The 12,396-nt window shown below is 73.1% G+C and carries 13 protein-coding genes and 2 pseudogenes; 5 read left to right on the top strand and 10 right to left on the bottom strand.

Annotated features, from left to right (window positions below):
* The first annotated feature begins 61 nt into the window (after nucleotides 1–61).
* Nucleotides 62–397 carry a DUF6343 family protein gene (locus ACFY2B_RS33355; RefSeq protein ID WP_390766810.1) on the top strand — a complete coding sequence of 112 codons (336 nt, stop codon included), beginning with the start codon at nucleotides 62–64 and terminating at the stop codon, nucleotides 395–397.
* Nucleotides 398–411: 14 nt separating this feature from the next.
* On the opposite strand, the gene ACFY2B_RS33360 is transcribed toward ACFY2B_RS33355, so the two are convergent.
* A complete protein-coding gene (locus ACFY2B_RS33360) occupies nucleotides 412–705 on the bottom strand; it encodes a hypothetical protein (protein ID WP_390766811.1) in 294 nt (97 codons plus the stop codon).
* A gap of 452 nt (nucleotides 706–1,157) precedes the next feature.
* Here ACFY2B_RS33360 and ACFY2B_RS33365 point away from each other — a divergent pair, with 452 nt between their 5' ends.
* Nucleotides 1,158–1,460, top strand: a complete 303-nt coding sequence (locus ACFY2B_RS33365) for a hypothetical protein (RefSeq protein ID WP_390766812.1) — start codon at nucleotides 1,158–1,160, stop codon at nucleotides 1,458–1,460.
* A gap of 201 nt (nucleotides 1,461–1,661) precedes the next feature.
* On the opposite strand, the pseudogene ACFY2B_RS33370 reads toward ACFY2B_RS33365, so the two are convergent.
* A pseudogene (locus ACFY2B_RS33370) lies at nucleotides 1,662–2,314 on the bottom strand (SDR family NAD(P)-dependent oxidoreductase); the annotation flags it as partial.
* An 8-nt stretch (nucleotides 2,315–2,322) separates the two neighbouring features.
* Between ACFY2B_RS33370 and ACFY2B_RS33375 the strand changes: the two are divergent.
* From ACFY2B_RS33375 to ACFY2B_RS33385, 3 genes and pseudogenes are all read left to right on the top strand, one after another.
* A pseudogene (locus ACFY2B_RS33375) lies at nucleotides 2,323–2,382 on the top strand (hypothetical protein); the annotation flags it as partial.
* Between the two features lie 44 nt (nucleotides 2,383–2,426).
* Nucleotides 2,427–2,576, top strand: a complete 150-nt coding sequence (locus ACFY2B_RS33380) for a hypothetical protein (RefSeq protein WP_390766887.1) — start codon at nucleotides 2,427–2,429, stop codon at nucleotides 2,574–2,576.
* Nucleotides 2,577–3,361: 785 nt separating this feature from the next.
* Nucleotides 3,362–5,119 carry a glycosyl hydrolase family 28-related protein gene (locus ACFY2B_RS33385; RefSeq protein ID WP_390766813.1) on the top strand — a complete coding sequence of 586 codons (1,758 nt, stop codon included), beginning with the start codon at nucleotides 3,362–3,364 and terminating at the stop codon, nucleotides 5,117–5,119.
* A 93-nt stretch (nucleotides 5,120–5,212) separates the two neighbouring features.
* On the opposite strand, the gene ACFY2B_RS33390 is transcribed toward ACFY2B_RS33385, so the two are convergent.
* The 8 genes from ACFY2B_RS33390 to ACFY2B_RS33425 all read right to left on the bottom strand — a co-directional run bounded on the left by ACFY2B_RS33390 (nucleotide 5,213) and on the right by ACFY2B_RS33425 (nucleotide 12,353).
* A complete protein-coding gene (locus ACFY2B_RS33390) occupies nucleotides 5,213–5,980 on the bottom strand; it encodes a GNAT family N-acetyltransferase (RefSeq protein ID WP_390766814.1) in 768 nt (255 codons plus the stop codon).
* A 260-nt stretch (nucleotides 5,981–6,240) separates the two neighbouring features.
* Nucleotides 6,241–7,260 (bottom strand): sugar kinase, encoded by a 1,020-nt coding sequence (locus ACFY2B_RS33395; protein WP_390766815.1) that lies wholly within the window; start codon nucleotides 7,258–7,260, stop codon nucleotides 6,241–6,243.
* Nucleotides 7,257–8,156 (bottom strand): SMP-30/gluconolactonase/LRE family protein, encoded by a 900-nt coding sequence (locus ACFY2B_RS33400; RefSeq protein ID WP_390766816.1) that lies wholly within the window; start codon nucleotides 8,154–8,156, stop codon nucleotides 7,257–7,259. The genes ACFY2B_RS33395 and ACFY2B_RS33400 overlap by 4 nt, the downstream gene beginning before the upstream one ends.
* Nucleotides 8,153–8,785: a bifunctional 4-hydroxy-2-oxoglutarate aldolase/2-dehydro-3-deoxy-phosphogluconate aldolase gene (locus ACFY2B_RS33405; RefSeq protein ID WP_390766817.1), complete on the bottom strand. Its 633-nt coding sequence runs from the start codon at nucleotides 8,783–8,785 to the stop codon at nucleotides 8,153–8,155. The genes ACFY2B_RS33400 and ACFY2B_RS33405 overlap by 4 nt, the downstream gene beginning before the upstream one ends.
* A gap of 59 nt (nucleotides 8,786–8,844) precedes the next feature.
* Nucleotides 8,845–9,663 carry a hypothetical protein gene (locus ACFY2B_RS33410; protein ID WP_390766880.1) on the bottom strand — a complete coding sequence of 273 codons (819 nt, stop codon included), beginning with the start codon at nucleotides 9,661–9,663 and terminating at the stop codon, nucleotides 8,845–8,847.
* The gene (gene dgoD, locus ACFY2B_RS33415) at nucleotides 9,660–10,805 is read right to left on the bottom strand and encodes a galactonate dehydratase (RefSeq protein ID WP_390766818.1); all 1,146 of its coding nucleotides are present in this window, start codon (nucleotides 10,803–10,805) and stop codon (nucleotides 9,660–9,662) included. The genes ACFY2B_RS33410 and dgoD overlap by 4 nt, the downstream gene beginning before the upstream one ends.
* Nucleotides 10,802–11,539, bottom strand: coding sequence for a FadR/GntR family transcriptional regulator (locus ACFY2B_RS33420; RefSeq protein ID WP_390766819.1), 738 nt, complete (start codon nucleotides 11,537–11,539; stop codon nucleotides 10,802–10,804). Before ACFY2B_RS33420 ends, dgoD begins: the two co-directional genes overlap by 4 nt.
* Nucleotides 11,540–11,579: 40 nt before the next feature.
* Complete coding sequence (locus tag ACFY2B_RS33425; protein WP_390766820.1) at nucleotides 11,580–12,353, bottom strand: SDR family NAD(P)-dependent oxidoreductase; 774 nt, start codon at nucleotides 12,351–12,353, stop codon at nucleotides 11,580–11,582.
* Nucleotides 12,354–12,396: the final 43 nt, after the last annotated feature.

A 12,396-nucleotide genomic window follows, 5' to 3' on the forward strand; every position in this document is an offset into this window, starting at 1 on the left:
GGCCGAACCGGGAGACGAACGGAACCGGCGAGGCCGACCTGGACCACTGAGAGGACCAGCCATGAGTCCCGAACCTTCCGCGCGCCCCGGCCCGACGGCCCCGCGCCCGCGGTCCGGCACGACCGGCCGCCGCATGCCACGCACCGGCACCGAGCCCGTCACCGCGCGGAGCGCGCTGCGGCTGCGGCTGCTGCTGAGCGGGATCTTCCTGCCGGTCTTCGTGGCGGCGGCGGCCCTCTTCGCTCTCTGGGCGGCCGACTCCGGCCCCGGTGACATCCCGGGCGGCGGTGTACTGGTGACGCTCGCCGCCGTCTTCGCGGCCCTCGTCCTGCTGGCCGCCCTGGACCTCCTGGTCGTGATCCGCCGGCTCCGCCGCGAGCGGGGCACGGGCTCCTGAAGAGATGTCCGGGCTCAGGCCCGTGCGTCGGGTCCCGCCATCGGGCGGACCGTGGTGCGACGTGCCCGGTGCGGACGTGTGGTCCTGCGACGGTGGTGCGAGGCCCCGCCGATCACAGTGGCGAGCAGCGCGCAGAACAGCAGCGCCAGTGCGAGGCCGGAGCAGAAGATGCCGACCGGGCCGAGGGTGGCGATGTGGTGGCCGAGCACCGACACGGCGTACTCCGGACCACCCGACAGGTTGCCGATGATGGCCAGGACGGTGAAGGCGCCCGTCGCCACGAGGAGCAGCAGTGCGAGGAACAGCATCCGATTCATCTCCTCAGGAGGTTGTCCGGTGCCGTGAATGGCGCCCCCCGAGTTCCCGCTGCACGCGGACACATGCAGGGAGCACGCACACGGATGCGGGCGGCGGGCACGGGCCGAGGGGCGGACTCCGGTTGCGAGAGTGCCGAGGAGTCGTTGGACTGTGTCGGTGATGCCGACGCCATCACCGACAACCGCACAGAGATCCACGATGCCGGGCCGCGTGCGGCGAAACTCCCGCGCGGCGGGGCTCGGTCGTCACCGTCGGCAGGAGCCCGCGCCGCGGGAGCCCCGGCGGACCGGGGACACAGCCCAGACGCCCCCTCAGGGATCGCGTCGCCGAGGCGGCCGCCGGGCCCAAGGACGTCCGCACGTCCCGGCCCGGCCCTGTCCGCCCGCTCGAACACCCGACAAAGACCCCGGTATCGGCCGGGGACCAGCACGAAGGAAACTCCATGACCAGCACCATCGCCCGCCGTACCGCCCTCGCGCTCGCCTCCGTGGCCGTCACGGGGACCGCGGTCCTCGCCTCCGGAGGTGTCGCCTCGGCGGCGACGGCGACGTCCGGCGGCAGTTCCGGGTCCACCGCCGATTCCGACCACTCCGGTGTGTCCCGGCAGCTGGCGGAGATCTGCCGGCAGGTGGACCGGAACGGCGGGGTCGCGATCGTCCGCCTGACCGACCGGCACGGACAGGTGGACGAGGCGCGCAGCCGCTGGATCGCGGACCAGATCACGTGGATCTGCTCGCACTTCTGATCCCGCCGGGCAGCAGGGTCGCGGCCGGGCCGGATTCCTCGACCGACACACCCGGGGTCGGATACATCCGGGGTCGGCACATCCGGGGTCGGTGACCTCCGGTGTCGGATCCCGTCCGCCGGGCCGGGCGCGCGAACGGTGTGATGGCGCGCCTGCCCGTCGTCCCGCCGTCCTCCTCCCCCAGCGTTGCCAGGACCGGTCGACCGGGCCGTCGCGGTCGATGAAGCGGCGGGAGCCCGCGCCGGGGCTCTCGGTCGCGAGGCGGACGATCGCGTCGGCGCCTTCGGTGACGGTCTGCGGGCCGCTGTGGCCGTTGAGATCGGTCGCCGTGCAGCCGGGGTCGGCCGCGTTGACGCTGATGTCGCCGAGCGCCTTGGCGTACTGGGTGGTGAGCATAGTCAGGGCCACCTTGGACGCGGTGTAGAAAGGCGCGATCACCGAGGACTCGATCCGCGTCGGGTCGTGGGTGACGGAGAGCGACCCCAATCCGCTGCTGACGTTGATGACGCGCGGGTCCGGCGACCGGCGCAGCAGCGGCAGGAAGGCGGCGGTCGTCCGGACCACGCCGAAGAGGTTGACGTCGAAGACGCCGAGGGCGTCCGCGCCGGTCAGGCCACTGGGATCGCCGTGCGGACCGTGCACGCCGGCGTTGTTGATCAGTACGTCGACGACGCCCTCGTGCGCGGCGACGTCCCTCGCCGCGGCGGCGACCGAGGCGTCGTCGTGACGTCGGTACGGACGAATCGCGCGCCCAGTGCGGCGGCTGCCGCGGCGCCCCGTTCCGCGTCGCGCGCTCCCATGATCACGGTGTGACCGAGTGCGACGAGGCGGCGGGCGGTCTCGTGGCCGAGTCCTGGTCCGGGTGCTCATCGCGGGCAACCCGGCATTCGCCCGGCTGTGGGCGAGCGGGACGGTCGCGACGCACCGCGAGGACCGCAAGACGGTCCGGCATCCCCGGGCCGGGCCGTGGAAGTGGACTGCGACGTGCTGGCCTACGGCGATTCCGAACTCAAGATCGTGGTCCTCACCGCCGCGCCCGGCAGCGCTGACGAAGGCCGGTTCCGGCTCGCCCTGGCCGCCGCCGAGGGCGACAGCGCATCCGTGCCTGCCCGCTGATCGCACGCCCGATGGCATGCCGGCCCCCGGGGGCGTGCGCCCCGGTCCGCGTCCGTCGGCCATGAGTTCATCCATCCGATGGAGCATCGTGGCACCCAGAAGACCAAGGGATGGCCAAAAAGCCGCTCCCTCCTGCCCATTGATCACGATTCGCTGACTTTGACGGTGCTTCATGCGCCGGACGGCCGGTCACCGCCGACCGGCACCGACGGGCCACCGGTCCACCCCCTTCCCCACACCGGGTCCGACCAGTGAAGACGGCCACATGCCGGGTGAATCCGAGCAAGCCCCGGCAGACCCTGCTCGCATTGAGTCGAAGTCGGTTAATCCAGGCGATGGAATAATCTGCATACCGTCGGTAGACTCCCGAACGCGATCAGCGGAACAAGCGGACGAGGTTGTCGATCCGACCGCACGTCGGCCAGGTGCCGGGCCGAGGAGGGATGATGTCGATCATGCCGAGGCAGGGTGTCGAGCCGGCTCCGCGCGGGCGGCAGATGACCGTGAGACGCGCAGACGTGTCACGGACACCAGCACATGCAGGGAGTGAAGCGCGGCTCCGCTGAGCCGACTTCCCCCTGATCTGCCCCCATCGTCTTGTCACATGGCAGTCAGAAACCATTGCCATGCTTCTTGGCATGTGCACGCCATCGAGGTAGCGGCGCCCGCACTTTGACGCGTCGGGCCGCGTCGTCGTCAACCCCATCAAGAGGTGACACATGCTCCGAAGACTCCGGCGACCCACAGTCTGGACATATGGCGTCGCATCACTTGTCGCCGCCACTTTGGCCGTTGTTCCCGCCCCCGAGGGCCACGCGGCCGTCAAGGCGGGGACCGGCGCCAAGAAGATCGCCGCGGCTGGTGCCACGACTCCCTTCGTGACGGTCGAGGCGGAATCCGGGACCCTCGGCGGCGGCGCCCGCGTCCGCTCCGTCAAGCCGGGCGACCCGGCCCCGACCGCCGCCACCCTGGAGACCGAGGCTTCGGGCTACGCTCTCGTCGAACTCAAGAACACCGGCGACGCGGTGACGCTGCGGAACAACACGGGCAAGGATGCCAACACCCTCGTGGTGCGCGCCTCGATACCGGACGCGCCGCAGGGCGGCGGCATCACGGCGTCCCTGAACCTGTACGTGAACGGCACGTTCCGCCAGGCGATCACGCTCAGCTCCCAGCAGGAGTGGAACTACCGCGACGCCACGACCAACCCCGACGACCCCAACGCGGGCGGGTCGCCCTACCACTTCTACAACGAGTTCCCCGTCTGGGTCACGGGAAGCCCCATCCCCGCGGGCAGCACGATCACGCTCAAGAAGGACTCCGCCAACACGGCCGCCGTCTACGACGTCGACTCCGTCGACCTGGAGAAGGTCGGGGCCGCGCGGACCCAGCCGGCCAATTCTCTCTCGGTCGTCAGCTACGGAGCGGATCCGGCCTTCGCGAAGGATTCGACCGTCGCCATCCAGAGCACGGTGGACGCCGCCCGGCAGCAGGGCAAGTCGGTGTGGATCCCACCGGGCAAGTACCTGACGAACAGCCTGGTGTCCAAGCCGCTGGACTTCACCGGTGTGACGGTGAACGGCGCCGGCATGTGGTACACCACCCTCTACCGGAAGGTGCCCATCCCGGCCACTTCCTGGCGTTCGCAGATCCTGGTGGGCTCGGGCACCACGCTGACCGACGTCCAGATCGACTCCAACGCCGCCTGGCGCGGCGTGGGTGGTGCCGGCGGCTCGGACTACGGCGTCAACGCCAGTGGCGCCGGTGGCTGGCTGATCGACCGTATCTGGACGCGTCACACCGATGCCAACTGGCTGTCGGGCAGCAACGGCATCGTCCGCAACAGCCGGTCCGCGGACAGCTACGGTGACGGGTTCAACATCAACAACGGCAATGCCAAGAACCCGGACAAGCTCGGCCTCAACATCACGGTGCAGAACAACTTCGCCCGCGGCACCGGTGACGATTCCTTCGCCACCTACTCGGACTCCGGGGCCGCCGGTACCAATGGTCAGGTGAGCGGTGCGAAGATCCTCAACAACACCGCGGTCGCACCCTGGTGGGCCAATGGCCTGCGCATCGCCGGCGGCAAGGACGTCGAGATGAAGAACAACCTGGTGAACAGCGTGTCGTCCAACAGCGCCCTGGACATCGGTGTGTTCGGCGACACGGGGCACCCCCTGGAGTCGGCCACGGTCAGCGGGAACGTCCTGCTCGGCGGTGGCGGCTGGAACGGAGTCCGGCACGGCGTGCGGATCAGTTCCCCGTCCAGCACCTCCCTGTACCCGGACGCATACACGAACGTCACCCTGACGGACAACGTCATGCGAGGCGCCCTGCGTGCGGGCCTCTACATCGACAAGTCGCACGTCAACGCGACGCTGAAGAACAACACGATCGACGGTCCGGCGAAGCAGGGCATCTGGATCGCCCCGGGAGTCACCGGCACCGGGACCTTCACCGGCAACACGGTGCAAAACCTCCTCCCGGGCCAGGTCGCAACCCAGAACGACTCACCGTCCACGTTCCGCATCACCAGCTGAGAGAGCCCCGGCCTGCCGGTGGTTCGGCTCGCGGTCGGGTCCGCCCCCTGGAACATCCGGGGGACGGACCCGACCGCGGTCCTGGTGCACGGGTCATTCTTCGAGCGTCAGGTACAGGCGAGTGCCCCGGGGCCGGTAACCGACGCGCTCGTACACCCGGCGGGACCCCTCGCCCGAGTACTCCAGCCAGACCGACCGCGCTCCTCGGGCGAACATGACATCGGTCAGCGCCGCGGTGACCGAACCGGCGATGCCGTGACCGCGGTGGGCGGGCCGGGTGCCCACACCCGTCAGCTCCGCGGTGCCGACCGCGGGCGCCGAACAGGAGGCCGCGCCCGCGCATCCGCCGCCGGGGGCCCGGACGAAGCGCACCGCCCCGCCGTTCTCCTCGGTGCGCCGCAGCCGGGCGACGCCTTCCGGCGACGCGGCGAAGTCACCCGTGAAGGCCTCGGACAGCGCGGCGTCGATCGCCGCGAAGTCCTCGTCCGTGGACGGGGTTTCCACGACAGGCAGGCCAGTCGGCCGGTCCTCCGGGGCCGGCAGTGTCAGGGTGGCCGGGGTGCAGACCAGGTACTCGTGCAGGGCTTCCGTGGTGAACCCCGCACGGCGCAGCGCCGGAGCCACGGCCGGTGCGGCATCCGGGGCGAATTCCAGCCGCGGTGTGCGGCCGCGCGCACGGAACGCCGCTATCAGTGCGGCGACGTCCCGGCCGGTCGGGCGGGTACCGGGCCGCGGGGTCGCGTAGTTGACGTACGGGCTGGTCGTGGCGGGATCGAACCCCGCGACGAAGCAGCCGGTCTCGACCGCCACGGGGCGGCGGAGCAGGTTGGCGACGGCAAAGCTCTGGACGTCGGTGTCCACGATGGTGACCTCACCTGTACGGCGGTGGAAGGAATGCGGCGGTGTCCTCGGACACCGGATCGTCGGACCGCCGCGTGCTGAGCGGACAGCTCAGTGCCGACGGCGGTCGCCGAAGCGCGCCGGGATCATTGGCGTCAGTCCTTCGTTCGCTGTGAGCGGGTACAGGCGGGAGGCCCGCTGAAGACTCTCAGACGGCGAGGAGCAGAGCAAGCGGTAATCGCCGTGCCGGGGAAGGGAGTTCGGCCGGTCCCCGCCGCACCTCACCGGGCGGTGTCCGGCAGCCGCGACGGGGGCGGGGCGGCCGAGTCCTCGTACCGCTCCCAGTCCTGTGGTGTGAGGCCGAGAAGCCGCTCGATGTGCTCGCCGTCCGGCAGCGGGCCGTGGTCCCCCGTCACTTTGAGCGCGGAGACCGCGGTGATGTGGCCCAGCCGGAGGGCGTACGTCGTCGACCCGCCACGCAGCAGGCCCGCCAGGAAACCCGCCGCGAACGCGTCGCCCGCGCCGACGGGCTCCACCACCCCGGTGCGCAGCGCCGGGACCGTGCACGTGCCGCTGCGGCTGACGGCTGTCGCGGCACGGGCGCCGTCCTTCACGACGAGGATCCGCGGACCGGGCAGCAGGCGACGCAGGTCCGGGAGGGTCAGCCCGGCGCCCCAGATGTCCTGTGCCTCGTCGAGACCCACGAAGACGATGTCCGCCCGGTCGGCGAGTGTGCGCAGCACGTCCGGGGCGGTGCCGTCCGGCCACAGGGCGGCACGGTGGTTGACGTCGAAGCTGACCGCGTAGGGCCGTGCGGCACCGGGACCGGCCAGTGCCCGGGTCACCAGGTCGCGGCAGGACGGGGAGAGGGCGGGGGTGATGCCGGTGAAGTGCAGGAGAGCGGCGCCGCGCACCGGTTCGCGGTCGAGCAGGCCGGGCCCCAGGGCCGAGGCCGCCGAACCGGACCGGTAGTAGCGGACACGTGTGCCGGTGGGGCCGGGGTCCTTGACGAGGAGCCCGGTGGGGCGGTCCGGGTCGGTGCGTACGTGGGTGACGTCCACCCCGGCCGCGGCCACCGCGGCGCGGACCTTGTCCCCCAGGGGATCGGCGCCGAGCGCCGACAGCCAGCTGACCGGGATGCCGTGGTCCGCGAGGTACATGGCCACGTTCGACTCCGCTCCCGCGACGGACAGGCGAAGCCGGTCGGCGTCCGCGAGCGGGCGGGGCGGGTCCGGGGACAGGGCCGCCATGGTCTCGCCGACGCAGACGACCCGCCCCGCGACCGGGCGCCAGGCCGTCATGCGCTCTCCCCCACGGTCCGCTCCGTCGGCCGCGCCGCGGCATCGAGCCGGAAGGAGGGGGTCGGTGTGCCCGGCACCTCGACCGGCACCGAGAACACCGCGCCGTCGTAGGGGCCGGGCGAGGCGAGTCCGGTGCGGGCCGTGGTGACGTGGAGGACGCCGTCCGCCAGGCACACCCCGGCGGGCTGGGCGGCCGGCAGCCGCAGCACCCGGTCGAGGGTGCCGTCCGGGAGATGGCGGCGCACGGTTCCGGTGCCCCAGACGGCGCACCACAGGGCGCCTTCGGCGTCGACCGCCATGCCGTCGGGGCTGCCTTCCTCAAGGGTGACGAAGACCTCGGGTGTGCCGAGCCGGGCGGTCGCGGCGTCGACGGGGTAGCGGCGGACGACCCCGCGGGCGCTGTCGGCCAGGTACATGCTGCGGCCGTCGGCGGTGAAGGCGGGCCCGTTGGGCACGGTGATGCCGTCGAGGACCCGGACGACCGTGCCGTCGTGGCCGACGCGGTACAGGGATCCGGCCCCCTCGTCCCCGTCGTACGCCATGCTGCCCGCCCAGAAGCGGCCCGCGGGGTCGGCCACGGCGTCGTTCATGCGCATGCGCGGCCCCGGGCGGTCCCCCGGCCGTGCCAGCCAGGTGGTGGAACCGTCGGGGCCGAGCAGGCAGATGCCGGTGCCGGCGGCGGCGATCCAGGTGCCGGGGCGGCCGGCGACGGGGGCCACCGCGCCCAGCGGGACGGGCAGTTCGGCGAGCAGCCGCAACGGGGCGGCCGGGTCCTCCGGGGCGGTGAGCAGGCGGCCGGTGAGGATGTCGACGAGCACGACGCGGCCGTCGGCCCAGCGGATGCCCTCGCCGAGTTCCAGGCGGTCGGGTCGGGCGGGGACGAGTTCCGGGGTCATCGGGTGGCCTCCTGCACGGCGGCCCGGAAGGCGCGGGCGCGCTCGCGCAGCGCGGTGCGGCTGCCGCCGTCGGCGGCGTCGCCGACCAGGGGTGAGCCGACTCCTACGGCGGTCGCCCCCGCGGCCAGGTAGGCGCGGGCGGAGGCGACGTCGACACCGCCGACCGGGACGAACGGCGTACGCGGGAACGGTCCGCGCAGCGCCTTCAGATACGCCACTCCCCCGGTCTCCGCGGCCGGGAACAGCTTGAGGGCGGCCGCGCCACGGGCCTGGGCGGCGATGATCTCGGTCGGGGTCAGCACGCCGGCCAGGACCGGCAGTCCGAGGCGGTGCGCCGCCTCGACGCCGTCGCCGAGGCCGGGGGTGACCGCGAAGGTGGCGCCCGCACGGTGCGCGGCCCGCGCGTCGGCGGCGGTCAGCACGGTGCCGGCGCCCAGGGGCCGGTCGGGTCCGAGTTCCTGCCGGGCGCGGGCGATGACGGTGAGCGCGTCGGCGCCGCTCAGCGATATCTCGATGAGGTCGATGCCCTCCTCGGCCAGGGCGAGTACGGTGCGCAGGGCGGCGTCCGGGTCGCCTCCGCGCACGATGGCGAGCAGGCGACGGGCGGCCAGGGCGGCCAGTAGGTCCACGAAGCGGGGTTCCTTCCACATCGGTGCGGTGGGGCGGGCGGTGGGGCCTGCCGGGCCGCTCAGGGACAGCGGCACTCCGCGCTCAGGGTGAGCCGCCAGCGGACCTCGCCCGACGCCGGGACGCGGGCGGCGTCCTCGGGGCCCGCCTCGTCGAGGTCGAAGACGCGGCCGAGCATGGGTTCGACGCCGATGCTGCGGTAGGGGCGGCCGTCGGGGTAACCGCCGAGGTTGCGCCACACGGCGGTGGACAGCGGCTGTCCCTCGGCCTCGACCGCGAAGGCGAGCCGGTCCGGGCCGTCGTGCACACAGCAGCGGCCGCCCGCCACGACGGCCCCGACGGCGGTGCCGTCGTCCGCCCCGAACCGGTCGAGGCGCAGCCCCAGGGGCGTGGGCCAGGCGCCCTCCACCCAGGGTGCGCCGGCCGGCCAGGGACGGCCCAGCAGGCGGGCCGCCTCCGGGAACAGACGCGTGCGCGCCCCGTCGGGTGCCTTCAGGGCGGCCCGCTCGGAGAGGTCGAGCAGCGCGTGCGCGGCCCACAGGAAGCGGTAGCCGGGCTCGGCCGTCAGCACGTAGTCGGCCTCGACACCGTCGGCGGTGGCGCGGAGCGTGCGCGCGAGGGCGAACCGGTCGCAGCGGACGCTGTCGGTGCCCGCGTCACGGGTCCACGGGCGGGACCAGGCGTCGCCGTGGTCGGGGGTGCCTCGGACGGTCGGTACGCACTCTTCGAGGCCGCCCGCGTCCACGAAGGCGTCGCCGGGTGCCACGCCGTGGCGTCCGGTGTGCTCACGCCGCCACAGCCATTCGCGTCCGCGGTGCCGCAGCGATGTCCAGCGGCCGCCGTGGGCGGGGTCGGTGACGACGTCCAGCGGCACGGTCACCACTCCGCGAAGGATCCGTCGGCGTGCCGCCACACCGGGTTGCGCCAGGTGTGACCCCGGCGGTCGGCGGCGCGTACGGCGGCCTCGTCGACGGTGATGCCGAGCCCGGGTGCGTCGCCGCGTCGGGCGTGTCCGGCGACGAAGCGGAACGGCTCCGGGTCGAGGAGGTAGGACAGCAGGTCGGCGTCCTTGTTGTAGTGGATGCCGCGGCTCTGTTCCTGGATCAGGAAGTTCGGCGTGGCGAAGGCGATCTGGAGGCTGGCGGCCAGGGCGATCGGGCCGAGCGGGCAGTGCGGGGCGAGCAGTGCGCCGTAGGTCTCGGCGAGCGAGGCGATGCGCTGCACCTCGGAGATGCCGCCGGCGTGCGACAGGTCGGGCTGGACGACCGCGATGCCGGCGGTCAGGGCGGGCAGGAACTCGCTGCGGGAGTAGAGGCGTTCACCGGTGGCGAGGGGTACGGGGCCGGCCGCGACCAGTCCGGGCAGCAGGTGGTTCTGCTCGGGGACGACGGGTTCCTCCACGAACAGCGGGTGCAGCGGGGCGAGTTCGGCCAGGACGCGGCGGGCGCTGGCGGCGGTGAACCGGCCGTGGAAGTCGACGGCCACGTCCCGGTCGGGGCCGAGGGCCTCGCGGGCGGCGGCCACCCGGTCGACGACGGCCGCGGTCTCCGCGGCGGTGGCCACGGGCGAGGTGGCTCCGGCGCCGTTCATCTTCACCGCGGTGAAGCCCGCCTCCACCTGGGCCGTGATCTGCTCGGTGAGCTGGGCGGGTTCGTCGCCGCCGACCCAGGCGTAGACCCGGACCCGGTCGCGTACGGGGCCGCCCAGCAGGGCGTGCACCGGCGCGCCGTAGGTCTTGCCCGCGATGTCCCACAGGGCCTGGTCGAGGCCGGCGACGGCGCTGGACAGGACGGGGCCGCCCCGGTAGAAGCCGCCTTTGGTGAGCACCTGCCAGTGGTCCTGGATGCGCAGCGGGTCCCGGCCCACGAGGTATTCGGCGAGGACGTCGACGGCGGTGCGCACGATCTCCGCGCGGCCCTCGACGACCGGTTCCCCCCAGCCGACCGTTCCGTCGTCGGTCTCCACGCGGCAGAACAGCCAGCGCGGCGGGACGAGGAAGGTTTCGATGCGAGCGATCTTCACTTGCCGCCGCTGCCTTTCGTGTCGTCGGGGCCGTCGATCCGGTCGAGGTCGCGGCCGGCCTGGGCGAGCAGCGCGCGCATGGCCGCCTCGGCGGCCTGCGGGTCGCCGTCGCGTACGGCGTCCAGGACCGCACGGTGGGCGGGGACGGGGTCCTCGCTGTGCGGGGAGCTGTGCACGATGCGGTCGCGGTGCGCGAGACCCGACTCCAGCACCATTTCCATACGTTCGAGCAGTTCGTTGTGGGTGGCGGCCAGCAGGGCGCGGTGGAAGGCGAGGTCGGCCTCGACGGCGTGCGCGGGGTCCGCGTCGTGCCGTCCCATGGCGTCCAGGGCGCCGTCCAGGGCCGCCAGGTCGGCGTCGCTGCGGCGCTGCGCGGCGAGCCGTACGGCGGCCGGTTCGACGATGGCGCGGACCTCGGCGAGGTTGCGCAGCAGCGACCGGTCGGTCCCGGTGGTGCGGCCGCCCTCGAACTGCCAGCGCAGTACGTCGGCGTCGAGCAGGTTCCAGTCCGCGCGGGCCCGGACGAAGGTGCCGCGCTTCTGGCGGGCGTCGACCATGCCCTTGGCGGCCAGCACCTTCAGCGACTCGCGCAACGCGGTGAGGCTGACGTCGAGTTCGCTCTGCAGCGCCACCAGGTCGAGGGTGGCTCCTTCGGGGATCTCGCCGCCCAGGATGCGGCGCGCGAGGGCCTCGACGGTCTGGCCGTGCACACCGCGGCGGGCGTAGGGCGTCATGTCGTACAGCCTTTCTGGTCGGACGGTGGTTCGGCGGCGGTCACGCGGATGCCTTCACGACACTCCAGCCGCCGTCCACCAGGAGACTCGCCCCGGTGATGTAGGAGGCTTCGCCGGCGCAGAGGAACGCGATCGCGGCGGCCACTTCTTCGGGGGTGCCGAAGCGGCGGACGGCGGTCTCGGCGACGCTGCGTTCCCGGTCGGCGGGCGGCACCCGGTCCCAGGCGGCGGTCATGATCGGTCCCGGCAGGACGGCGTTGACGCGTACCTCGGGGCCGTACTCGACGGCGAGTTGACCGCACAGGGACAGCAGGCCGCCCTTGGCGGCGGCGTAGGCGGGGTGGCCGGGGATGCCCTTGTGGGCGTGCACGGACGAGGTGAGCACCACGGCCCCGCCGCGGGAGCGCAGGTCCGGCAGTACGGCCTTGAAGCCGAGGAAGCTGCCGGTGAGGTTGACGTCGAGCTGCCGCTGCCAGGACTGGGGGGACATCTGGTGCGCCGGGGCGACGTCGACGGTGTAGGCGTTGCTGACCAGCGCGTCGACGGGGCCGTAGGTGTGGGCGGCGGTGACGATCCGCGACCAGTCGTCCTCGGCGGCGACGTCGGCGTGCACGTAGTGGGCCCGGCCGCCGTCGGCGGTGATCCGTTCGGCCAGGGCCGTGCCCGGTGCGTCCGCGATGTCGGCGAGCACCACGGCGGCTCCCTCCCGCGCGAGGCGTTCGGCGGTGGCCGCTCCGATGCCGGAGGCGGCTCCGGTCACTACGGCGGTGCGGCCGGTGAAGCGTGCACCGTACCGTCCTGCGGGCTGATCCATCGTGGTGTTCGGCTCCTTCGGTGGGATGTGTGGCGGCTGGGTC

It is taken from the genome of Streptomyces sp. NPDC001270, from assembly GCF_042896695.1.
Classification (GTDB): domain Bacteria; phylum Actinomycetota; class Actinomycetes; order Streptomycetales; family Streptomycetaceae; genus Streptomyces.

What these genes read in the sequence shown, in the direction of transcription:
- ACFY2B_RS33395 (WP_390766815.1), bottom strand. Translation starts at nt 7,260, where the DNA reads ATGACGGCCTGGCGCCCGGTCGCGGGGCGGGTCGTCTGCGTCGGCGAG.
- ACFY2B_RS33365 (WP_390766812.1), top strand. Translation starts at nt 1,158, where the DNA reads ATGACCAGCACCATCGCCCGCCGTACCGCCCTCGCGCTCGCCTCCGTG.
- ACFY2B_RS33355 (WP_390766810.1), top strand. Translation starts at nt 62, where the DNA reads ATGAGTCCCGAACCTTCCGCGCGCCCCGGCCCGACGGCCCCGCGCCCG.
- ACFY2B_RS33425 (WP_390766820.1), bottom strand. Translation starts at nt 12,353, where the DNA reads ATGGATCAGCCCGCAGGACGGTACGGTGCACGCTTCACCGGCCGCACC.
- ACFY2B_RS33360 (WP_390766811.1), bottom strand. Translation starts at nt 705, where the DNA reads ATGCTGTTCCTCGCACTGCTGCTCCTCGTGGCGACGGGCGCCTTCACC.
- ACFY2B_RS33420 (WP_390766819.1), bottom strand. Translation starts at nt 11,539, where the DNA reads ATGACGCCCTACGCCCGCCGCGGTGTGCACGGCCAGACCGTCGAGGCC.
- ACFY2B_RS33400 (WP_390766816.1), bottom strand. Translation starts at nt 8,156, where the DNA reads ATGACCCCGGAACTCGTCCCCGCCCGACCCGACCGCCTGGAACTCGGC.